The 22,805-nt window shown below is 58.2% G+C and carries 19 protein-coding genes; 9 read left to right on the top strand and 10 right to left on the bottom strand.

Annotated features, from left to right (window positions below; all coding sequences use genetic code 11):
* Nucleotides 1–167: 167 nt before the first annotated feature.
* Nucleotides 168–302: a hypothetical protein gene (locus tag AC2IAX_RS09975; RefSeq protein ID WP_494387380.1), complete on the bottom strand. Its 135-nt coding sequence runs from the start codon at nucleotides 300–302 to the stop codon at nucleotides 168–170.
* A gap of 431 nt (nucleotides 303–733) precedes the next feature.
* Between AC2IAX_RS09975 and AC2IAX_RS09980 the strand changes: the two genes are divergently transcribed.
* Together AC2IAX_RS09980 and AC2IAX_RS09985 are read left to right on the top strand one after the other, a co-directional pair.
* On the top strand, nucleotides 734–1,810 hold the full coding sequence (locus AC2IAX_RS09980; protein ID WP_494387381.1) for a phosphotransacetylase family protein: 1,077 nt from the start codon (nucleotides 734–736) through the stop codon (nucleotides 1,808–1,810).
* 71 nt (nucleotides 1,811–1,881) lie between these two features.
* Nucleotides 1,882–2,622: a uracil-DNA glycosylase gene (locus AC2IAX_RS09985; RefSeq protein WP_234406972.1), complete on the top strand. Its 741-nt coding sequence runs from the start codon at nucleotides 1,882–1,884 to the stop codon at nucleotides 2,620–2,622.
* A gap of 50 nt (nucleotides 2,623–2,672) precedes the next feature.
* Here AC2IAX_RS09985 and AC2IAX_RS09990 read toward each other — a convergent pair whose 3' ends face one another.
* The 4 genes from AC2IAX_RS09990 to AC2IAX_RS10005 all read right to left on the bottom strand — a co-directional run bounded on the left by AC2IAX_RS09990 (nucleotide 2,673) and on the right by AC2IAX_RS10005 (nucleotide 6,126).
* Entirely contained in the window at nucleotides 2,673–3,185 is a 513-nt protein-coding gene (locus AC2IAX_RS09990) for a GNAT family N-acetyltransferase (RefSeq protein WP_494387382.1), read from the bottom strand.
* 78 nt (nucleotides 3,186–3,263) lie between these two features.
* Nucleotides 3,264–3,737 (bottom strand): GNAT family N-acetyltransferase, encoded by a 474-nt coding sequence (locus AC2IAX_RS09995; RefSeq protein WP_494387383.1) that lies wholly within the window; start codon nucleotides 3,735–3,737, stop codon nucleotides 3,264–3,266.
* A 603-nt stretch (nucleotides 3,738–4,340) separates the two neighbouring features.
* Complete coding sequence (locus AC2IAX_RS10000) at nucleotides 4,341–4,586, bottom strand: DUF6761 family protein (RefSeq protein ID WP_099533826.1); 246 nt, start codon at nucleotides 4,584–4,586, stop codon at nucleotides 4,341–4,343.
* Nucleotides 4,587–5,103: 517 nt separating this feature from the next.
* Nucleotides 5,104–6,126, bottom strand: coding sequence for a hypothetical protein (locus AC2IAX_RS10005; protein ID WP_494387384.1), 1,023 nt, complete (start codon nucleotides 6,124–6,126; stop codon nucleotides 5,104–5,106).
* On the opposite strand from AC2IAX_RS10005, the gene AC2IAX_RS10010 reads away from it, so the two are divergent.
* The 3 genes from AC2IAX_RS10010 to AC2IAX_RS10020 all read left to right on the top strand — a co-directional run bounded on the left by AC2IAX_RS10010 (nucleotide 6,116) and on the right by AC2IAX_RS10020 (nucleotide 8,719).
* Nucleotides 6,116–6,304, top strand: coding sequence for a hypothetical protein (locus AC2IAX_RS10010; RefSeq protein ID WP_494387385.1), 189 nt, complete (start codon nucleotides 6,116–6,118; stop codon nucleotides 6,302–6,304). The two genes, AC2IAX_RS10005 and AC2IAX_RS10010, sit on opposite strands and share 11 nt — an antisense overlap.
* A gap of 38 nt (nucleotides 6,305–6,342) precedes the next feature.
* Nucleotides 6,343–7,419 carry a magnesium chelatase ATPase subunit I gene (gene bchI / locus AC2IAX_RS10015; protein ID WP_099533822.1) on the top strand — a complete coding sequence of 359 codons (1,077 nt, stop codon included), beginning with the start codon at nucleotides 6,343–6,345 and terminating at the stop codon, nucleotides 7,417–7,419.
* A gap of 250 nt (nucleotides 7,420–7,669) precedes the next feature.
* A complete protein-coding gene (locus AC2IAX_RS10020) occupies nucleotides 7,670–8,719 on the top strand; it encodes a glucokinase (RefSeq protein WP_494387386.1) in 1,050 nt (349 codons plus the stop codon).
* A 409-nt stretch (nucleotides 8,720–9,128) separates the two neighbouring features.
* Here AC2IAX_RS10020 and AC2IAX_RS10025 read toward each other — a convergent pair whose 3' ends face one another.
* Both AC2IAX_RS10025 and AC2IAX_RS10030 read right to left on the bottom strand, forming a co-directional pair.
* Entirely contained in the window at nucleotides 9,129–9,563 is a 435-nt protein-coding gene (locus AC2IAX_RS10025) for an FHA domain-containing protein (protein ID WP_099533819.1), read from the bottom strand.
* Between the two features lie 71 nt (nucleotides 9,564–9,634).
* Complete coding sequence (locus tag AC2IAX_RS10030) at nucleotides 9,635–12,031, bottom strand: heavy metal translocating P-type ATPase (RefSeq protein ID WP_494387387.1); 2,397 nt, start codon at nucleotides 12,029–12,031, stop codon at nucleotides 9,635–9,637.
* 307 nt (nucleotides 12,032–12,338) lie between these two features.
* On the opposite strand from AC2IAX_RS10030, the gene murJ reads away from it, so the two are divergent.
* Nucleotides 12,339–13,925 (top strand): murein biosynthesis integral membrane protein MurJ, encoded by a 1,587-nt coding sequence (gene murJ / locus AC2IAX_RS10035; RefSeq protein WP_494390349.1) that lies wholly within the window; start codon nucleotides 12,339–12,341, stop codon nucleotides 13,923–13,925.
* Nucleotides 13,926–13,967: 42 nt separating this feature from the next.
* Complete coding sequence (locus tag AC2IAX_RS10040; RefSeq protein WP_494387388.1) at nucleotides 13,968–15,362, top strand: D-alanyl-D-alanine carboxypeptidase; 1,395 nt, start codon at nucleotides 13,968–13,970, stop codon at nucleotides 15,360–15,362.
* 32 nt (nucleotides 15,363–15,394) lie between these two features.
* Here AC2IAX_RS10040 and AC2IAX_RS10045 read toward each other — a convergent pair whose 3' ends face one another.
* The gene (locus AC2IAX_RS10045) at nucleotides 15,395–16,549 is read right to left on the bottom strand and encodes an RNA-guided endonuclease InsQ/TnpB family protein (protein WP_494387389.1); all 1,155 of its coding nucleotides are present in this window, start codon (nucleotides 16,547–16,549) and stop codon (nucleotides 15,395–15,397) included.
* A 117-nt stretch (nucleotides 16,550–16,666) separates the two neighbouring features.
* Nucleotides 16,667–17,203 (bottom strand): DUF4112 domain-containing protein, encoded by a 537-nt coding sequence (locus AC2IAX_RS10050; protein ID WP_494387390.1) that lies wholly within the window; start codon nucleotides 17,201–17,203, stop codon nucleotides 16,667–16,669.
* A 153-nt stretch (nucleotides 17,204–17,356) separates the two neighbouring features.
* Here AC2IAX_RS10050 and AC2IAX_RS10055 point away from each other — a divergent pair, with 153 nt between their 5' ends.
* Complete coding sequence (locus tag AC2IAX_RS10055; protein WP_494387391.1) at nucleotides 17,357–18,427, top strand: glycosyltransferase family 2 protein; 1,071 nt, start codon at nucleotides 17,357–17,359, stop codon at nucleotides 18,425–18,427.
* A 413-nt stretch (nucleotides 18,428–18,840) separates the two neighbouring features.
* On the top strand, nucleotides 18,841–21,648 hold the full coding sequence (locus tag AC2IAX_RS10060) for a bifunctional acetate--CoA ligase family protein/GNAT family N-acetyltransferase (RefSeq protein WP_494387392.1): 2,808 nt from the start codon (nucleotides 18,841–18,843) through the stop codon (nucleotides 21,646–21,648).
* A 402-nt stretch (nucleotides 21,649–22,050) separates the two neighbouring features.
* Here the strand turns inward: AC2IAX_RS10060 and AC2IAX_RS10065 are convergent, their stop codons facing one another.
* The gene (locus AC2IAX_RS10065) at nucleotides 22,051–22,758 is read right to left on the bottom strand and encodes a rhomboid family intramembrane serine protease (RefSeq protein ID WP_494387393.1); all 708 of its coding nucleotides are present in this window, start codon (nucleotides 22,756–22,758) and stop codon (nucleotides 22,051–22,053) included.
* Between the last annotated feature and the right edge of the window lie 47 nt (nucleotides 22,759–22,805).

Consider the following 22,805-nt stretch of genomic DNA (forward strand, 5'->3'; position numbering starts at 1 on the left):
GGTAGGTTCAGCATCCAACCGAAATCAGGCATTATTTTTTTGGTAATGTTAGGAGACGATCGCATAATTGCCCCCTTAGCCCCATCGTCCGCCAAATCGTCCGGGGAACCTTGAATTGGGTTGCTTCGGAGCTGCCCATGGGCGGGAAATTTTGGGAATGATTAACCCTAGAGGGGCGATCGGGTCGCATCGGCGGCCGGCCGTCGGTTTCCAAACCCATTCTCAAACCCGGAAGAGCGATCCCCAAACACCTCAGCCCACCCGGACTCGGGGCGCAAAATTGCGGCAACAATCCCTAACAACTTGTTACAATCGTTACCCTTCCATACCAGGTGTAATGGACAGTTGCAATCGCTGCAATACACATTAATGATTTAATTGCATTAACAGGATTGCTATGTCTGGTATCCCTCCAGATTTGATGGGTCGATCGCACCTGAAAATCGCCCCTCAAATCTGACGACATCTGAAAGCCAATTCACGTTCTGAATCACGTTCTGAATACTGAAGACCGCCCACGGTTCTGGGTTGCGGAGTTTCCCCCTCGCAAAGGCCGATGGATCTGTTGAACGGGTCTGTGACGCAGCGAGAGACCCCCGCCGGTTCTGCCAACGATCGCTAACCTTTTCGATCGCCCTTCGATCGAGCCACGGTTCCCCGATTTCAACCGATTTCCCCCAACCGCAGACGGTTCATTTCGCCCCAGTTTGTTGCACAACACAGGAGTTTTAGCGTGCCGTTTCGTCCCAGGCATTTGATCGTCGGTTCTACGGAAGAGTACAGCGGCAAATCAGCGGTATTGCTGGGTCTGGCTCATCTGTTGGCCACCAAGGACATCAAGATCGGTTACGGGAAGCCGCTCGGTGGCCTGATGACGGCCACGGATGGCGAAGATGCGGATGTGCGGCTGATCCGCGAGACATTGAACCTCCCGAGCGATCGACTGCTGCCGACGCTGGTGCAACTAACCTCCGATGCGGTGCTCAAGCGGTTGCAAGGGGAAGACCCCACCCACTACAGCGCCTTGCTGGAGGATTATGGCAACACCAGCGCTGAGTTGGTGCTGATGGAGGGGCCCGCCTCCTTACAAGAGGGCAGTTTATTTGAACTATCCATGGCCCAAATGGCGCGGACGTTGGATGCGTCCGTGTTGCTGGTTTGTTCCTATGAACCCACCCTGACGGTCGATCGGCTGATGGCCGCGCGGGAACTGCTGGGCGATCGACTGGCGGGCGTGGTGCTGAATCGTTTGCCTGCCAAGGAACTGGACGCGGTGAACGGTGTAGCGCGGCCATTTTTGGAGTCCCAAGGCATTCCCGTTTTGGGGCTGCTGCCGCGCAACGCCCTGCTGCGAAGTGTCAGCGTGGGTGAACTGGTGCGCCAACTGGATGCGGAAGTGCTCTGTTGCCGCGATCGCCTGGAACTGATGGTGGAAGACCTGAAGATCGGGGCCATGAACGTGAATTCGGCCCTCAAGTATTTCCGCAAGGGCAACAACATGGCCGTGGTGACCGGGGGCGATCGCGCTGATATTCAGTTTGCAGCCTTGGAAACCTCAACCCATTGCTTGATTCTGACGGGGCAAGTGCCGCCGGATCCGACAATCATCACCCGCGCCGAAGAGTTGGAAGTTCCGGTGCTGACGGTGGATCTAGACACGTTGACCACGGTGGAAATTGTCGATCGGGCCTTTGGGCAAGTGCGTTTGCAGGAACCGATTAAAATTCAATGCATCCGCCACTTGATGGGTGAGCATTTCGATCTCGATCGACTGCTGGCCCGTCTGGGGATGGAACCCGCCGCCGTCTAGGTCAGCCCGGCCCCCAGGATCGGGTTGCCACCGGACTCTAGCCACCGGAAGAAAAAGGAAGTTGTTTGATCGTGTCCGCCACTGATCCCGTGAGCGAGCAAATTAGTCTGTTCGATTTTGGGGGCATTGCACCGCCTGCGCCCCCACCTCCCCCCGCGATCGACCTCGAACGGATTCCCCTAGACGGTCGGCAACCCATTCCGCCGGGAACCTACAACAGCCTTGAAGCGCTGTTTGCCCATTGCCGCCAATGCCAGCGTTGCGAGCTGGCCGGCGGTCGTACCAACGTGGTGGTCGGTCGTGGGTTGCCCACGGCCCCAATCATGATTATTGGCGAAGGGCCGGGCCAAACGGAGGACGAAACCGGGCTGCCCTTTGTGGGGCGATCGGGACAGTTGCTCGAAAAAATCCTGGAATCCGTGCGCATTGACCTGGCCACGGAAGTGTATATCTGCAACGTGGTGCGCTGTCGGCCGCCCGGTAACCGCACCCCAACCCCCGAGGAAGCGGCGGCCTGTCGGCCCTACCTGATGGAGCAGATTCGGTTAGTGGATCCAAAAATTATCTTGCTGACCGGAGCCACGGCGGTGCGCGGCGTGACCGGTCGCAAGGATGGCATCACCAAAATTCGGGGCCAGTGGCTGGAATGGGAAGGGCGGCTTTGTATGCCCATTTTCCATCCTGCTTACCTGCTGCGAAACCAGTCGCGAGAGAAGGGCAGCCCCAAATGGTTGATGTGGCAAGACATCCAGGTGGTGCGGGCCAAGCTGGATGAATTTTTGGGCCGATCGCCCATTGAGATCCAGGATTAATTAGCCGATCGCCCTAGACAATTTGCCGGGGCGAGCTGGTGGGCCAGTTGTCAGGCGATCGCGTCAGGCAACAGCACCCGACAAATTCGCCAGTCGGGCAAAACCGTTGCGCCCATGTGCTCATAAAACGCGATCGCCGGAGCATTCCAGTCCAGCACGCTCCACTCCACCCGCCCGCACTGTTGCGATCGGGCCCGATCGATCACCGCTTGCAAGAGTCCTTTCCCCAAACCCTGACCCCGATAGGCCGGCAACACGAACAGATCTTCGAGATACAAGCCCGGCCGGGTCAGAAAAGTTGAATAGTTATAGAAAAACAGCGCCATCCCGACGATGCCGGCCGCGCCGCCCGCTGTGGGCTGGGCCTCGGCCACCAGGGCTTCGGCAAAGGGCCGATCGCCAAACAGGTGCGATCGCAGGGCTTCCGGGGAACCGGTGACCTGATGGCTCAGTTTCTCGTAGGCAGCTAGGGCTTCAATCAAATGAAAGAGGGCCGCCACATCCGCCGGTTGGGCCGATCGAATCTGGACGGTGGCCGGTTGGGGATTTTCGATGGAAATCACAGGGCTAAATCACAGGGCGAATTAACAATGGCTAGGGATCGTGCGGCAGTCTGGAAGCAGAACACGTCAGCCCGGCCCTCAGCCGAGGCGCTTGGTCCAAAAGTCGCGATCGAGATCCTGGAACCCCAAGGACTGATAGAGCGATCGGGCAACTAGGTTAGTTTTGCCCACTTCCAACCGCAGGGCCACCAGCCCGCGATCGCCACAGAACTGCTCGATCACTTCCATGGTTTTGCGCCCCAACCCTTGGCCGCGCCAGGTCTCGCTAATCCATAGCTCATCGAGCAGCGCCACCATCCCGCCAAATTCGAGGCTGTAAAGATAGGCCAACACGGCATAACCGGCAATTGCCGGGCGATCGGGCTGGGCATCACTGTCCGGCTGAATCAAAAGCACCGTGCCCCAATCCGGTTGGGCCAGGAGCCGATCGAGCGCGGGCCCCACCCGATCGAGGGCAAATTCAATGGACTCATGCTCATAAAGCTGACTAATTAAGGACAGCACCAAATCCCGATCGGGCGATCGAGCTGGTCTTAAAGTCACTACACCCATGCGCTTGGTTATCCTGCTCAAACCATCAAAATCAGATCATCAAAATCCAGCGATCACAATCCAACGATCCGCCGCTTCGTTAACAAGTTAATCACCAATTTCATGAACCAGTAGCTAGCTGGACTCACCCAGCACCTATCTAGCCCAAAAAAAATCAGCCCACAAAAAAACTGACCAGGATCCCAATTTTGCGTAGGATGCCCCAATCAGTCTACCAATCTTTAAAAACACCATGCTAGAGCAAGAAAAAGGAGAAACTTATACTCCAAATTCTTGAGCCAACCTTGTTTCAGTCCCATACGCTGAAACATGACTTGACGACAACAACAGCAGGTTGGTTCTTATTAGCCCATTGAGTTGGGTTATCAAATTTTCAAGTCAACAAGAGTTGAAAAAGTGAATTTGAACACCTAATTTGCCTGACAATCGACTGAGAGAAGTTGCACAAGGGAAGTTGCAAAAGATTTGAAGGGAATATGATGCTAGCAACGTGATTAGGAACAATCTCCTGAGAACGTGACTGCAACAATCCAATTACTGATCAAATGACCCATCAAATCATCAAAACATTGGATCGCGGACATTGGAGAGCGGTCAGCGGCACTATTCAACCAAATCCGGCTGAGGTTGCACCATGTCGTAGTTGGATGGGTCGTAGAGATAGCGAGTGGCTTCCTCTTCGAGACGATTAATCGAAAACGCTTCCAAGGACTCGGTGTAACGCAGGGCTGCCAAGTAACCGTCAAGGTACATCCGCATATCGTCAAAGCGGTAGCCCCGATTCCACAGTTCAGCGATCGTATCGGCGATTTTTTGAAAGTGGCGGACGGCTCTAGGGTCTTGAAGCATAGGCCTCCTTTGGTGCAAGGCTTAGAACTCGGGAATCGCGTGCGCTTGTTGCACCCTGGCAACGCGATTGAAGGTGACCCCGATGGAAGTTGGTATTTCTATCTTAACTGGTTGCGATCGACTGCCAATGTGGGCTGGCCGCGATCTTCAGGAAACGGTAGCCCATGAAACCTTAAACACGAACCGGGTGCAATTTTCTCAAATTTTCTGGTTTTCTCAAGAATTCGCTGTTCCACCCGGGAAACTTCCACCCCGATCCCATCAGTTTGATCGCTGAGGATTAGGCCCTGTCGTCATTTCTCGATGTAAGGCTGAAACCCTAGATTTTCCGTTGCCAAATCGTCGTAACAAGGGGCTTAAGCCCCTTGCCCCTCACGAGTAAGCCCCTTGCTCCTCACGAGTAAGCCCCTTGCCCCTCACGAGTAAGCCCCTTGCTCCTCGCGAGTAAGCCCCTTGCCCCTCACGATTTTGTCACGGTGGAATCAGGGTTTTGGGCGAAATGACAACACTCCTAGGGTTAGCGCGATCGAACCGTGACCCGAGGCAAACGCACCAAAACGGGCTGGGGCGATCGTCCCGATCGGGCGGCTTCGGGTTCTGCGCCCACCGGTTCCAGCACGGCCAAGGTATCCCAAGCGGCTTCATGGACGGGGCGATCGCACCCCTGTTGCAACAGCAACCGCACACAGTCGGCGGCGGTGCGTGTTTGGGTGGCATCCAAGTGCCCCCGATCGGCCAGGTGGCCCAGTTGGCGGGCGGCGGCCAGTTGGGAAAGGGGATCGCGATCGCTCAATCGCTCGATCGCCCGATGGAAGAGGCGATCGTGCTCGATCGTGGGTTGGCCGAGCCAGTGGCGCACCAGCAGGGCCAATGCGCCCAGGGTTCCAAATCCCTGAAGCACCGTGGCCGCCCCCAGCCAGCCGGTCGATTCTCCCAACACGGCCGCGGCCACGTAGGTGCTCAGCATGGCTGCACCACCACCCACCAGGGCCAGGGTCAGCTTGCCGTTTTCGCCCCGGTTCAGTTCTCGCAACCAACCTTGAATTTGTCGATCGAGGGATTGCCAATGGCGCGGCTCGGTGCGGTAGACCAGCCAAACCACGGCTCCACCGGCCGCAGCGGCGGATCCTAGCTGCCAATCCGACAGCAAGAGCAGGCTGCCACCGGCAACCCAAGGCAACCAACGCCGGGTGATGATCGATCGGGCCGCGTAGCGAGAGCGGAGGCGTGTTTTACGCGGATGGTGGCTGGGGCGTGGCCGGCGATTGAGGGATCGATCGCCGAGCCGGTCTACAGGGCGATCGACATATTGGTCGGCATCTTGGTTCGCATATTCATCCACGTAGCGATCGGGGTCATCGGCCCAAGGATCATCCAGCGAATCACGCCGAGTTGGCTGGGGGCGACTAGGTTGGGAATTCGCCATTGGGCCGACCGGACGCGATGAGCGCCCCCGCCGGGCCGCCGGGCCCCGCGCCGTCGGGCCCAGGCTGGCCCGATGGCGAGTTGAGTAGAGCAGCTCTTCCACCATGCGTGCCACCGAGACCCAAGGAGATGAAGTTGCAGCCACAGCCCAGCCCTTGCCGAAATTTTTGAAAAGTTACCAGTCCATGGTATCAGCCTCCCCCAACGAGCCGATCGCCCGTTGGGAGCGCAACCCCTATGGCAAAATGAAAGACGGCCGGCCGCAAGGGCCCGCCCAATTTCGATCCCAATAAGATCCAACCCTTCAAAATCGACCTTACCTGAAACGCCCGTGACCGCAACCGTTGTCAGTTCCGAAACCCGCCGCCGGCCCGTGTTTCCCTTCACGGCGATCGTCGGTCAAGAAGAAATGAAGTTGGCGTTGATGCTCAACGTCATTGACCCCAAGATTGGGGGTGTGTTGATCGTTGGCGATCGGGGCACGGGCAAATCCACCACGATCCGCGCCCTGGCTGACCTGCTCCCGGAAATCGATGTGGTGGACGGCGACCCCTTCAACAGCGACCCCCGCGACCCGGAATTGATGAGCGACGAGGTGCGCGATCGGGCGTTGGCGGGTCAGTCCTTGCCCGTGGTGCAGCGCAAGGTACAAATGGTTGACCTGCCCTTGGGAGCCACCGAAGACCGCGTTTGCGGCACGATCGACATTGAAAAAGCCCTGGCCGAAGGGGTGAAAGCCTTTGAACCGGGCCTGTTGGCCAAGGCCAATCGCGGCATCCTTTATGTGGATGAAGTGAACCTGCTCGATGACCACTTGGTGGATGTGCTGCTGGATTCGGCGGCCTCGGGCTGGAACACGGTGGAACGGGAAGGAATTTCGATTCGCCACCCGGCGCGGTTTGTGTTGGTGGGTTCCGGCAACCCGGAAGAAGGGGAGCTGCGGCCCCAACTGCTCGATCGCTTCGGGATGCACGCGGAAATTCGCACCGTGAAGGAGCCGAACCTGCGGGTGCAAATCGTGGAAGAGCGATCGGCCTTTGACAGCAGCCCCCAAAGCTACCTCGATCGTTGCCAAACGGAGCAGCAAGCCCTGCAAGCCAAACTGGTAAACGCTCGGAACCTATTGCCCTCGGTGGAGCTGGACTACGATTTGCGGGTGCAAATTTCCCAGGTTTGTTCTGAGCTGGACGTGGACGGGTTGCGGGGCGACATTGTGACCAACCGGGCCGCCAAGGCGATCGCCGCCCTCGAAGGTCGCACCCAAGTGACCGTCGATGATATCCGCCGGGTGATTGTGCTCTGTTTGCGTCACCGGCTGCGGAAAGACCCGCTAGAGACGATCGACTCGGGCTATAAGGTTGAGAAAACATTCTGCTCGGTCTTTGGCCTGCCCTTCGAGCAAAACTAAGACGCAATTGCATCAAGATCACCATAGACAAGGGGCTTAATAAACAAGGGGCTTAAGCCCCTTGTCCCCTGGGACTGCCCTCCCGGGATCTTGTACGGGGTGGTCAAAGATTGGAATCAAAATAAGACCCAAGATCGATCGATTGGGCCTTGGGGCAACCCGCGCATCGGTACAGGGCAGAAAATGATGGGCGGGCCAGAGTTCCTTGGCCTACTGAAGCTCTAGCAATCTGAGAACGGGAGGCGAAACCGTGGCGCTGCTGTTGGCCGGTGATGTGGGCGGAACCAAAACGATTCTGCGGTTGGTGGAAACCGACAGCCGCACCCCCCAGGCGGTGGAATTGCAACCCCTGTATGAGGCCCAATACGCCAGCCGGGACTTCACCGACTTGGTGCCGATGGTGGAAACCTTTTTGGGGGCTTCCGGACTCAATCGCCGGCCCGATCGCGCCTGCTTTGGGATTGCGGGGCCCGTGGCCCACGGCACATCACGGCTCACCAACCTGGGCTGGTTCCTGGAGGTCGATCGGCTGATCCAAGCCCTCGAAATTCCCCACGTGGAACTGATCAACGACTTTGCCGCCGTTGGCTATGGCATCCCGGTGCTAGAAGCGGTGGATTTGCAAGTGTTGCAGCCGGCCAAGGCCGACCCCATGGCCCCGATCGGGATTTTGGGGGCGGGCACTGGCTTGGGCGAAGGATTTTTGATTCCAACGGGCGAGCCGGGCCGCTACCGCGCCTTCAGCACCGAGGGCGGCCACACGGACTTTGCGCCCCGATCGGCCCTGGAATGGGAACTACACAACTATTTGCAGGAGCGATATCAAATCGATCGGGTCTCCGTGGAGCGGATTGTTTCCGGTCAAGGGATTGTCGGCATCTATCAATTTTTGCGCGATCGACAAGCGGGCCACGAAAACAGCACCGTTGCCCAAGCCATCCGCACCTGGGAACAGGAAATGGGCCGCAGCGAAAAGAGCATCGATCCCGGTGCAATCATTGCCCGTGCTGCCTTGGAAGAGTCCGATGCACTCTGCGAACAGGCCATGAACTTGTTTGTGGCGGCCTATGGAGCCGAGGCGGGCAACTTGGCCCTGAAGCTCTTGCCCTACGGCGGACTGTATGTGGCCGGAGGCATTGCCGCTAAGATTTTGCCCCTGCTCGATCGGGGCCAGTTTCTATTTCACTTTGGCAGCAAGGGCCGGGTGAGCGAGCTGTTAGAAAATGTGCCCGTTTCGGTGGTCTTGAATCCTCAAGTGGGCTTGCTGGGAGCGGCGGTGTGCGCAGCTCAATTGGGCTAGGGCGCGATCGATTCATTCACAGGGCAATTCATCCGTGCATTGTCCGCGCATTCATTAACCCACAGCTTAAAAAGCCAAAATTAAGAAAAGCCAAAACCGAAACGGGGCCAAGACCTGCAACTTTCCTAAGATTCTCGATGAACTTGGTTGGTGACAGCGACTGGCTCAGGCTCGGTTTTAGCTTTTCAGAAACCTTTTCAGTAGATGCTTTGTAGATGCTTCGTAAATGCTGAATCAATCAGTGCTGAATCAATCAGTGCTGAATCAATCAATGCCGAAAACGATAGGAAAGCGCATAGGATAATGCTTGAACACGACTCCAGAAGCTTTGAGGGATGGTTGATTGAACAACAGCATCTTCAAACGCTCAGATTCTGGAGTCTCCTATGGGTTCTGATTAACACAAGGGTTAATCATCATCCGTGTCTTCCGGGTCACCCACCATGTTGGGGCTAATCAAGGTGATATCAAACTCGTCCGGTGGCCCGATCGAGAGCGTATCTTGCTTGAGGGTGTAGTAAATGGCCCGAACCTGGGGCCCAAAGACAATTTCGTCCTCGTTTTGTAAGTCGTGAACTTGCAGCTTACGACCGTTAATTAGCAGCCCATTGGCACTGGGTTTACCCTTGAGGTTGCCATCGACAATTCGGTAATAGGCTGTACCGTCGTCATAGGACAGACGAACGAGGGTGGCGTGCCGACGCGACACAAATTGAGAAACAAGGATGACATCGCACTTGGGATCGCGTCCAATGGAGTAGACGGGATTTTCGAGAATAACTTCCCGTCTCCCCTTGTCGTCTTCAACGATTAAGAGGTGATTTTGCCTGGGTTCTGCGGGCATGGGCTGATTATGCGGACTGGATTAACTGTGCTCCACGAAGTGTGGAGACTCTTGACGTAGCTCGGTTACGGCTAATTCTGACATGTCTGGTTTTGTTCAGGCAGCGCACTAACTGCCGATCGGGCGCTGACACGCAGGAGCAGGGAATTACTTACCACACTGACAGAACTGAAAGCCATCAGAGCGGCAGCGGTGGCAGGACTAAGCCCCCATCCAACGGAGGGTAACCAAAGGCCCGCCGCGAGGGGAATGCCAATCGCATTGTACGCGATGGCCCATAACAGGTTTTGGCGAATTTTACGGAACGTTGCGCGGCCGAGCATGATTGCGCTCGGCAGGTCGAGCAGTCGATCGCGCGTCAAAATGACACCGGCGGTTTCTAGGGCAGCATCGGTGGCCGATCCCAGAGCAATGCCAACGGGGGCGGTCGCCAGAGCGGGTGCGTCGTTGATGCCGTCACCCACCATGGCCGGATGGGGCAATTGGCTGATGATTTGGGCTTTTTGGTCGGGTCGCAGCTCGGCAACTACGGCCGATCGGGGCAACCCAACCTGATCGGCTAAGGCGTTGGCCACCTCGACCCGATCGCCCGTCAACACCCGAATGTCCAACCCCAGTTGCTGGAGCCGCTGCACGGTGGCGATCGCGTCGGGTCGCAACTCGTCGGCGGCCGACAGCAGCCCCACCAGTCGATCGCCCTCCGCCACCAAAATCGGTGTTTTCCCGGCCTGGGCTGTTTGCTGAAGGATCGATTCCACTGACTCCGGCAAGGGAATTCCCCCTTGAGCCAGCCAGGCCCGATTGCCAACCCAAACGGGGCGATCGGCCACTTGGGCCTTGGCTCCCAGGCCCGGCTCCGTCACGAAGTCTTGGGCCGGGAGGGCGGGTAACGCAGCAGCCGCTTGGGCGATCGCTTGGGCCAAGGGGTGGCGAGTGCCCCGCTCCACGGCCGCCGCCAACTGCACCAGGCGATCGCCCGTCATCTCAGCCACCAGGGGTTGGCGATCGACCAACACCGGTCGCCCTGTGGTGAGGGTTCCGGTTTTGTCAAAGACCACCGTGGCCACCTGCTGGAGCCGCTCCAGCACATCCCCACCCCGGATCAAAATCCCCTGTTCTGCGCCCCAACTGGAGCCAACCAAAATCGCCGTCGGCGTGGCCAAGCCCAAGGCACAGGGACAGGCCACCACCAACACGGAAATGGCGAGCTTCAGGGCCAATTGCCCAGGGGTCACCGGCTCCGACACCATGGGGGCCATCCCGGCCATGGCCAGGTGATTGACATGGGTGGTGGTTTGGGCGGCCGCTTGCAACACAGCGGGGAATCGATCGCTCCAGAGGGCCCAAAAGCCGAAGGTGAACCCCGCAATCGCCATCACCCCCCAGCAAAAATAGCCCGCCACGCGATCGGCCAACCGCTGGATCGGAGCCTTGCGCCCCTGGGCTTCGGCCACCAATTGCACAATGCGGGCCAATTCCGTGTCGCGGCCAACCCGCTGGGCCCGGATCACGATCGCCCCCGATTGGTTGAGGGTTCCCGCCAACAGGCGATCACCCGGCTGCTTGATCACCGGCTGCGATTCCCCCGTCAACATCGCCTCATCCACCGTGGTTTGACCCAGCACCACCACCCCGTCCACCGGCAACCGATCGCCCGGCAACACCAACAGGGCTTGGCCCACCTGCACCGTTCCCACGGGAATCGATTCCGTTGGCAGCGCTTCTCCCAACTCCGTGGGTTCTTGGGTCAACCGACGCGCCAGAGCTGGCTTCAGGGCCAGCAGGGCCGTGAAGGATTCACGCGATCGCACCCGCACCCGGGCCTCGATCGTGCGGCCCAACAGCACAAACCCCAACAGCATGGCCGGCTCATCGAAAAAACAAGCCCAATCCCAACTGGGGTGAACCAAGGCCACCACACTGGCCAAATAGGCAGCACCGGTTCCCAAGCCAATCAGGGAATTCATGGTGGGAATGCCGCGCAGAAGCGATCGAAACCCCTCTAGCAAAATCTCTCGCCCCGGAAACAGCAGGGCCAAGGTGGCCACCGCAAAGTGAAATTCCACCCGGCTGATTAGCGGGATGGGCGGGCCCCCCAGCCGATCGAGGTGGCCCAAGGTGGAAATCAGCAACAGCACCCCGGCAATCATCAAGGGCCGCCACCAATCGCTCGCCGTGGCCGGAGTTTCCGGGGCGATCGGGGTCAAATCTGCCGAAGTTTGCACTTCGCTGGGAAACCCTGCCCCCGTCAAGGCCGCCGCCAGGGCAGGCACGGTGGCCTGCACATCGGTTCCCGGCAGCAAATCCACCACCGCCAAGCCCGTCGCCAAGTTCACATTGGCATCGGCCACCGTGGGTTGGCGCTTCAGACGATTTTCCACAGCCGCCACACAACCGCCACATTTCATGCCCGAAACCGTGAGCACGGCCGTTGGTTTAGGGGACGGGGAATGGCTAGTCAGGGTCATAGGATTCAGAAGCGATCGAAACGATCAAGGGAAAAGTTGGAATTTTGAATCGAAATTTGAACGTTGGCGGGCGGCGATCGGGGAGCCAATTGATGCAGATCGACTATAGCGGTTTGGCGAAAAGGTCGATCGCTCCCCGGCTCGGGTATGCTGCAAACCAGCCTTTTTCGATCGGGTTCTCGATCGCCCTTTGACCGTGACCGACTCTCCGCCCCCTTCCTCCGCTTCCGAATTGCCGCCCCCCTCGCCCGCCGAGCCGGCCGCCAATCTCGACCCGGAAACCCCGCCCCCGACTGCCCCGAAGCCAATCCCGGCCGGGCGATCAATCCTGTCCATTGCCAGCATCGTGGCCGGGGCCACCCTCCTGAGCAAGGTGGCAGGTCTGGTGCGCCAACAGGTGATCGCAGCGGCCTTTGGAGCCGGGCCGGTGGTGGATGCCTTCGCCTATGCCTATGTGCTACCGGGCTTTCTGTTGATTCTGCTGGGCGGCATCAACGGCCCCTTCCATAGCGCCATGGTCAGTGTGTTGGCCAAGCGCGATCGATCGGAAGCGGCGGTGATTGTGGAAACGGTCACCACGGTGGTTTGTGGGGCCTTGCTGTTGGTGAGTGCGGCCCTGGTGGTGTTTGCGGAACCAGCGATCGGGCTGTTGGCTCCCGGCTTGAGCGTCCACAACACCGCAGCGGCGATCCAAACCCGTGAGCTGGCGGTTTTGCAATTGCAGGTGATGGCCCCGATCGCCTTTTTGGCCGGGGCGATCGGGATTGGCTTCGGCACGCTCAACGCCGCCGATCTTTACTGGTTACCCTCGATCAGTCCCGTTCTGTCCAGCATTGTCACGATCGGGGCGATCGGCTGGTTTGCTTGGCAACAGGGCGGCTCCGGCCCTGAAACCCTGGCGCTGGGTGGGGTGCTGTTGGCCGCCAGCACCACGGCCGGGGCCCTTCTGCAATGGTTGGTTCAACTGCCCGCCCAAATCAAAGCGGGCATGGGCCGGTTTCGGCTGCGTTGGTCGCTGCGCCACCCGGGAGTGCAAGCGGTGTTGGGCGTGATGGGGCCCGCGGCCCTCTCCTCCGGCATGTTGCAAATTAATCTCTACACCGATCTATTCTTTGCCTCCTTTGTGCCCCAGGCCGCAGCGGCCCTCAACTACGCCAACTTGCTGATCCAAACTCCCTTGGGCCTGGTGTCCAACGTGGTACTTGTGCCCCTGTTGCCGGTGTTGGCCCGGTCAGCGGACGATCGACCCGTATTTATTGATCGGCTTCGGCAAGGGTTGTTGGTCTCCGCGATCGCCATGTTGCCCCTCAGCGGCCTAACGATCGCCCTGGCTGACCCGATCGTTCAAGTGATCTATGAACGGGGTGCCTTCAACAGCAACGATTCCCAACTGGTGGCCAGCGTGCTGATGGCCGCTGGGATTGGCATGTTTGTTTATCTGGGGCGCGATGTGATGGTACGAGCCTTCTATGCCCTAGGCGATGCCAATGCCCCCTTTCGGATCAGTTTGGTCAATATTGTGTTCAATGCGCTGCTGGACTGGTGGCTCGTGCCTCGGTTTGGCGCGGCCGGCATTGTGTTGGCCACGGTGGGGGTGAATGCCCTGGCCATGGCGGCCCTGCTCTGGTTGCTCGATCGACGCATGGGCGGCTTGCCCTGGGGCGATTGGGCCAAGCCCTTTGGCGGTGTGCTGTTGGGGAGCTTCCTGGCCGGGGGGGTGGCCGGGGGAGTGCGCTGGGGACTGTCGGGATCCTTGGGATCCTCGCTACTGGAGCAATTGCTGTTGTTGGTGTTGGCGGGTTCAGCGGGCTTAGGGATTTTTGGGGCCGTGGCTTGGCAGTTGCGCCTGCCGGAATTGCAGATCCTGCTGCGACGGTGGCGACGCAGCGAATAGGCCACGCAGCGAATCAGAGAACTCATCAGGGCATTCAATACAGTGCAAGGATTCATCGGTACGGGACTCGCAACGCTGCTCACCCTCTCCCCCGGGGTTGACTTGCTCCACCAGGGAGCCGTGACTTATTTGAATCACGCTGGCAGCAGTTGGTTTTGGGGGCCAGACCAGGCGGAACCCCAAGCACAGGCAACGGTGCAGCAATATCTCGATCGCCTGAAGGCGGCCGGCATTGACCCCGCTGAACAGGGCCTTTGGTTCCAAGCCAACTGGCGCGTTTTGGCCCAACATCAGGGCGATCGGCCCCTGTCCGCCGCATCCTTGACCAAGGTGGCCACCTCCTTAGCGGCCTTGGAAACCTGGGATCCGAACCATCAATTCATCACGGAAATTTGGGCCGACGGGCCGATCGCCCAAGGAACCCTCCAGGGCAACTTGATTGTGCGCGGCGGGGGCGATCCGATGTTTGTTTGGGAAGAGGCGATCGCCCTCGGGAATGCGCTCCAGCGGTTGGGCATCAACCGGGTTACGGGCGACCTGGTGATTGAAGGGCGCTTTGAGATGAACTTTTTGCCCGATCCCGAAGATCCCAACCCTCCCGGGCCGGCCTTGGGGGGAACCTTACTGCGCCAAGGGATCAATGGAGCGGCTTGGTCGCCCTTGCTCACCCGTCTCCATGGAGCCATGCCCCCCGACACCCCCAAGCCCCAGGTGGTGATTGCGGGAACGGTGCGGCCGGCATTGGATGCCCTGCCCTCGGCTTCGCCCAACCAACTGCCCACCGCCACCGCCACACCGGGCACGACCACCCCCGTGGCGGGTCGGCGCTTGTTGATTCGCCATCGATCGCTGCCGTTGCTGAGTTTGCTGAAGCAAATGAACCTCTACAGCAATAACTTCATGGCCGAAACCCTGGCCCGCCAGATGGGCGGCGGCGTGAAGGTGGCGCAACAGTTGCGATCGCTCACGGGCCTCTCGGAAACAGAATTGCGATCGCTCAATGGCTCCGGTTTGGGCCAGGGCAATGCTTTTTCCCCAAGGGCGATCACCGCGATCGGGATTGCCTTGGAACGACGCTTGCAAGGGCTGGGGATTCCGGAGGGCGTTGCGGCCCTGTTGCCCATAGCCGGACGCGATCGGGGAACCATTGCCCGGCGCAAAATGCCCGCCGGTTCCGCCGTCAAAACCGGCAGCTTGTTTAATGTCAGTGCCCTGTCTGGGTTTTTGCCCACGCGCGATCGGGGCTTGGTTTGGTTTTCGATTCAAAACCGCAGCACCAAGGTCAACAGCCTGCGGGCGGAGCAAGACAAACTCCTCACGGCCTTACAAACCCAATGGGGCGGCCCACCGCAACCGGTGGTGATACCGCCCCCGATCGAGCCGTTGTTGGGCGACCCTAGCCGCAACGAACTCATCCAACCGTCACTAATTCACTAACAATTGCTGCAATTGACTAGCAAATACAGCAATCAGGAAACTTCCTGCTTCATTGCGGCGAAGTCGGCTTCATCCGCTCCACAGGCTGACACGACCGGACTGGCCGCCTTTTGCAGATTAATCGCGGCATTCAAATCGCGATCAATCTGCAATCCACAGTGATCACAATCAAACACCCGCTCTGAAAGCGATAGGGTCTCTTTTTTTGTGCCACAACGGGAACAAGTCTTGCTAGATGGAAACCAGCGGTCTACGATCACCAGTTCAGAGCCATAAAGTTTTGTCTTGTAATCCAGTTGCCGCCGAAACTCGTAGAACCCCATATCCTGAATCGCCTTGGCTAGCTTGCGGTTCGCCATCATTCCAGACACATTCAGATCCTCAATGACTACCGTGCCGTGGTTCTTGGCGAGGTAGGTCGTGAGCTTATGGAGCGTGTCTTTACGGATGTTGACGATTCGCTGATGCAACTGGGCGATCCTCAATTGAGCCTTTTTCCAGTTCTCAGATCCTCGCTGTTTGTGGCGATTCAGCCATTGCAACCGAGAGAGCCGGGACTCCAGTTGTCTGTAGGCTTTAGCACCTTCAAACAACTCTCCAGTGCTGAGAGTTGCTAAGGATTTGACACCCAAGTCAACACCTACAACATCAATCAATTTAGGCGTAATGACAGGTTCTATCTCAATCCGAAACGAGATAAACCAATCATGCGCTTGGCGGCTGATGGTGACTGATTTAGGTTGAACATTTTGAGGCAAGGCTTCATAGGTCTTCAGGATGCCAATCTTAGGAACCTGAATTTTAGTCAATCCCTTAATATGAATAGCTCCATCCAGTTCAAAGGAGTCATGGCGACCCTTTTTCTTGAATTTAGGAGCACCTGAAGTCTTTTTGAAGCAGCGATCCCAAGCCGCCCGTAAATGACGAAGGGCATTTTGAGGAGAACTTTTGGAAACCTCATAGTACCAAGGGTGTTCAGACTTGACCAAGGCTACTAACCACTTGTGCAAATCAATAGCGGATGGAAATTTGATCTTTCCCTCGGGATGTAATTGGTTGTGGTCAAGGATTTCCTTGGTCAGTCCCAAACCCCAATTCCAAGCATGACGCGCAACACCGGCATGGCGAGCTAACGCGGTGCGTTGTTGGTTATTGAGCTTAAGTTGAGTTTTGAATCCGAGTAGCATCTGTTCATTGTATGACAGCCTCTAGGATGGATTCGCATTTTTAGGAGAATGTGAGCAAATAAGAGGAAATCAATCACTGTTGATTAACCCTAAAGCCGATGATCCAATTCCCCAAGCCTATGCACCAACGAGGGTCTGCCAAACCAGTTGCAGCAACCACAGACTGAGGCTGGCCGTGGCGATCGTCAACAGCAACAGGCCCCCAATCAACAGCAACACAAACCGTTTGGACACGCGCCCCGGCCCCCGATCGGGCGCGTGCAAATGGGCCTCCAGCAACTGCAAATTTTGAGCGTTGGCTTTCCAGGCCACATCCACCAAGTCCCCGAGGGCCGGAACCACGCCGGCCAGGGTTTCCAAGGCAATATTCACAGTCATGCGGGTGAGCAGGGCGGGCGGTGTGCCCAGGCGGGCCGACTCCCAAACCAAATAAACCGACAGTAAAAAACTCACCAGGTCTCCCCCGATCGGGAGCAGGCCAATCACGGGATCGAGACCCACCCGGTAGCGCACAATCGGCAGTTCGATCGCATTGTCCATCAGGGTGGCGATCGCTCGCACCCGTTTCAAGCGTTGCCAATCTTGGCTGGAAAACTGCGGCGTAACCCCAGGGGTGGCAATCGGGGCGGAGGCGGCGGACGATCGACGATTCATGGATAGCAGGGCAGTCGGGCCCCTCGCAGCATTGCCAAAATTGTAGGCGGCGATCGCGAAAGTTCCGTTCTCGATTGCTGTTTTTGAGGCGGCCTATCGTTTAACCCAATGTCCAAAGCAGCAATACCCAACGCCACAAGACTGGATTCAGCAATGCCCAGCCCGGCGATCTCGGTGATCATTCCGGCCTACAACGCAGCGGCTACCCTTTCCCACACGATCGAGTCTGTCTTGGCCCAAACCGACCCAGATTTTGAAATTGTGGTGGTGGATGACGGGTCGATCGACCAGACCTGGGACTGCTTGCAAGCTTGGGCCGCGCGGGATGTTCGGGTGCGGCCATTCCGGTTTGCGAACAGTGGCCAGGCGATCGCCCGGAACCGAGGCTTAGCCCAAGCGCGGGGTCAATGGATTGCCTTTTTGGATGCGGATGATTGGTGGACTCCGGACAAATTGGCGGACCAGTGGGCGGCCTTGGCCGCCAATCCCCAGGCGGCCTTGGCCTATAGCTGGACGGACTACGTGGACGATCGGGCACAGTTTTCCCACCGGGGCAGCTATGTCAGCCTGGAAGGAGCCGTGCTGCCCGCTTTGTTACAGCTCAATTTTTTAGAAAACGGCTCTAACCCGCTGATCCGCCGATCGGCCCTGGCGGCCGTGGGCTGGCCCCATCCCGCCGATCCCCGCCCGATCGCTCCCTTTGATCCCGATCTGGTTCCTTCGGAGGATTGGGATTTGTGGTTGCGGTTGGCGGCCCGGTTTCCGCTGGTTTGTGTGCCCCGGGTGCAGGTGCTCTATCGGATGGCCGCGGGATCCCAGTCGGCGAATGTGGCCCGCATTGCGCGATCGGGGTTGGCCTGTTTGCGGCAAACCATCGCCCAGCATCCCCACCTGGCTGTTCATGGGCCGATCGCCTTTGGCAATTTCTACAAATACTTGCTCTATAAATACCTGGCCCCGCGCTTGGATGCCGTGACCCTGCGATTGAACCCGCCCGATCGCCAAGGGCAGCTCGGTTGGCAATTGGGTTGGCATCTCTTGGGCCATGATCCGGCCTTTGGGCGATCGCCCGGAGCGGTGAAAGCCTTGTTGGGATTGCTGTTGATTAGTTTATTGCCCCCAACGCTCCGGGCTAACCTGCTCGATCGGCTGGGATCCCACACCCGCTGGATCAATCCCCAATCTCTGCTGGGCTATATCCGCCGCCCCTCAGGATCCAATTGATTAATATCCAATTCTTTTCAGATTTTGTTCAGATGGCTTTGAGTCACCCTTTTTCAATGTTTCTAATGTTATTGATGAGGCAGCATCAGGGCGCTGCATCAATCACCCTGAATCGAAAAAACTGTATGCGATTTAGGAAATTCCCCATCAAGTCGGGTCAAGATCGGATCAAGACTTCACGATCAACAGATTTCCTAACCTCCGAGCAGAAACCAATCCCAGTATTTGCATCCCCGCAAATGCCGTCATGAAATTGCGGCGATGGTTTCAACCCCAGACGAGCGCTAGGGCCGGGATGAATTGCGACCTTGGGGCTGCCTGAGCGGTGTTGCGTTGATCTGAACAATTGGGCCATGGGCCCGGCATTGCCCCTTTGTTTTCTTTACCTATTGCATTCACGTAGGTCGCTGGCTATGACAGTTGCTTCCATCGCCCTTGAAGTCTCTCCCGATCGCCATCCTTTGGATGCAATTTTTGTGCCTCGGAGTGTGGCGCTGATTGGCGCAACCGATCGGGAAGGGAGTGTGGGGCGCACGCTCTTGACCAATTTGTTGCAAAACCCCTTTGGGGGCACGGTGTTTCCGATTAATCCCAAGCGATCGAACGTGTTGGGGGTGCGAGCTTATCCCTCGATCGCAGACGTGCCCGAAACCGTGGATTTGGCGGTGATTGCCACCCCGGCCGCCACCGTTCCCGACTTGATTCGCGATTGTGGCCAGGCAGGGGTACGCGGGGCGATCGTTCTGTCTGCGGGCTTCAAGGAAATTGGCCCCGCTGGCATTGAGCTAGAAAAACGACTCCTGACCGAAGCCCGTCGCTACAACATGCGGGTGGTGGGCCCCAACTGCTTGGGGGTGATGAATCCGATTTCCGGTTTGAACGCCACCTTTGCCAGCGCCATGGCTCGGCCGGGAAATGTGGCATTCCTGAGCCAAAGCGGGGCCATGTGTACGGCGATTTTGGATTGGAGCTTCCGGGAACAGGTGGGCTTCAGTTCCTTTGTGTCGATCGGGTCAATGCTGGATGTGGGCTGGGGCGACCTGATTGAATACCTGGGCGATGATCCCCGCACCCACACGATCGCCATTTATATGGAATCGGTGGGGGATGCGCGGGCCTTCCTGTCGGCGGCGCGAGAAGTGGCGTTGCAAAAACCGATCATGGTGATCAAGGTGGGGCGCACGGAAGCGGCGGCCCAGGCGGCCGCCTCCCACACGGGATCGCTGTCGGGTAGTGACGCGGTGTTGGATGCGGCCTTTCGGCGATCGGGGGTGTTGCGCGTCGAGACGATCGAAGACCTGTTCGACATGACCGAAGTGTTGGCCAAGCAACCCCGCCCCCGGGGGCGCAAGTTGATTGTGTTGACCAATGCGGGCGGCCCCGGAGTGTTGGCGGCCGATGAGGTGGTGTCCGGTGGGGGCGATTTGGCCGAGCTGTCGCCGGAGACGATCGAGCGGTTAGATCAGGTGTTGCCGCCCAGTTGGAGCCGCCGCAACCCGATCGACATTTTGGGAGATGCCGACCCCGATCGCTATTCCCAGGCCTTGGAAATTGCCGCCGCCGATCCCAACGGAGACGGGCTGCTGACTATCCTCACCCCCCAGGCCATGACCGATCCCACCCAAATTGCCGAACGGCTGCGGCCCTATGCCCATTGTGGGAAACCCATCTTGGCCAGTTGGATGGGCGGTTCAGCCGTGGCCGCTGGCGAGGCAATTTTGAACCAAGCGGGCATCTTCACCCTCCCCTACCCCGACGCGGCCACCCGGGTGTTCAACTACATGTGGCGCTACAGCTACAACCTGCGGGGACTGTATGAAACCCCCAACGCGGTGGCGGGCAGCTTTGCCGCCGAACCCGATCGGGCCGCCGTCACTCGGATTATTCAGCAAGCCCAGGCAGTGGGCCGCAATCTGCTCACGGAATTTGAAGCTAAGCAAATCCTGGCCGCCTATGGAATTCCCGTGGTGGAAACCCGCATCGCCACCAAGCTCGAAGAGGCCGTGGAAATTGCCAACGACATTGGCTATCCCGTGGCCCTGAAGCTCTATTCCGAAACCATCACCCACAAAAGCGATGTGGGCGGTGTGCGGCTGAATTTGCAAAATGCCAATGAGGTGCGCTGGGCTTACCTGGCGATCGTGGCCGGCGTGGCGATCGCCAACCGCCACAAACCCCAACCAACCAGCAGCAACGCCGAAGAAGGGGATACCGATCCCCAACGGCGCGTCCTCACAGCGGACTTTTTGGGGGTAACCGTGCAACCCATGCTCAAGTTGGATGGCTATGAGCTAATCCTGGGCAGTAGTGTGGATCCACAATTTGGCCCCGTGTTGCTGTTTGGGTTGGGCGGTCAGTTGGTGGAGGTGTTCCGCGATCGGGCCTTGGGCCTGCCCCCGCTCAACACCACCCTAGCCCGGCGGATGATGGAACAAACCCGCATTTACAAAGCCCTGCAAGGGGTACGCGGCCGGGCCCCCGTGGACTTGGCCGCCCTGGAGCAACTCCTGGTGCGCTTCAGCCAACTGGTGGTGGAACAGCCCTGGATTAAGGAAATTGACATCAACCCCCTCCTCGCCCGCGAGGCTGGCCAGGCCGTGGCCACCGGAACCACCAGTTCGCTGATTGCCCTGGATGCGCGGGTGGTGTTGCACCCGCCCATGGATCCGGCAACGTTGCCCCGGCCGGCCATCCGCCCCTACCCCATTCAATACGCGACCCCCTGGACCCTGCGCGACGGCACAACGGTCAATATTCGCCCCATTCGCCCGGAGGATGAACCGCCTTTGGTGCGTTTCCACGAGAGCTTGTCGGAACAAACGGTTTATCTGCGCTATTTCCACGCCCTGAAACTGAGCCAGCGCATCAGCCATGAGCGCCTGTCGCGGATTTGCTTCATTGACTACGATCGGGAAATGGCCCTGGTGGCGGAGGGGCGCGACCTCAGTGAAGAACGGGAAATTTTGGGAGTCAGCCGCATTAGCAAGCTACACGGCTCCAATGAAGCGGAGTTTGCGATGCTCATTCGCGATCGCTATCAAAATCAGGGGCTAGGCACGGAACTTCTGCAGCGGTTGGTTGCCATTGCCCGCGACGAAAAGATCGATCGACTGCGGGGCGAAATTTTGCCCAACAACGCCCCCATGCGCCATCTGTGCGAAAAACTGGGTTTCCAAATCCAACGGGCCGCCGATATCACCTTGGCCGTGTTGGATCTGTAGTGGCACGACCAGCTTAATTCGTTGGGTCAACGTTGCGGAACCAGTCACCATGACAAGGGGCTTAGGGCCCGTCGTCATTTCGCCCAAAACCCTAAATCTGCCGTTAGCTGATCGTGGGGGACAAGGGGCTTAAGCCCCTTGTTACGACGATTAGGGCGCGGAAGATCAACCGTTTCAGCATCACCTCGAAAAATGACGACACCCCCTAAGCCCCTTGCTGCCTAACGATCGGGTAACGGTGGCAGTCGCTTGAGTTGACCAATAGGGTTTGACTTGACCGATGAAAATAAACTGGCCGTGCTCGTAGGCTTGACTAAACACCTGGCTCAAAGTTCAGCTCAGACGGGCGATCGGGATGCCTTTCAAACCGATCAGTGAGCATTCCCGGTCTGGAGTTTTTGCTTAATCGTCTTTCTTGAATAGCCCCAACAATGGCCCCAGCAAGGCCCCGGCCACGAAACCGCCCGCATGGGCCCAATAGGCAATTCCACCCTCACTCAAGCCGATATTCATGGGCTGTTGGAGCGATCCCAGCCCATAAAGCGCCTGTTGCAAAAACCAAATACCCAAATACCAAAAAGCCGCAATTCGCAAGGGGATGAGCACGAATCCTAGGGGCACGAGGGTTAAAACGCTCGCTCGGGGATAGCGCAAGATATAGGCTCCCATCACCCCCGCGATCGCACCACTCGCGCCTAATGAAGGGACGGAAGATAGCGGCGCGAAGAACCACTGGCAAAGCCCTGCAATGGCTCCCGAAGCCAGGTAAAACAGGAGGTATTTCATAGATCCCAATCGATCTTCAACATTGTTGCCAAAGATCCACAGGAACAGCATGTTTCCGCCCAAGTGGGCCCAGCCCCCATGCAAAAACTGGGAGGTGAGCAGGGTGATTGCTTCGGGTAGGTTGGTTCCGGGAATGGTGACCGGATAGCCGTTGAACTGTGCGGTCAGCTCTAAGGGCACAACGGCCCATACCTCGAACAACGCCCGTAATTGCAAGGGGTTGAGGCTAATTTCGTATAAAAATACGAGCAAATTAACCCCAATTAACCCATAGGTCACATAGGCTGTGCGGCGGGTGGGATTGTCGTCGCCAATGGGAAACATGCGCGATGATCGGGCTAGCTCGATCCAATTGATTTGTCAGGATCCTA

The sequence above is a fragment of the Limnothrix sp. HT2024 genome (assembly GCF_059138625.1).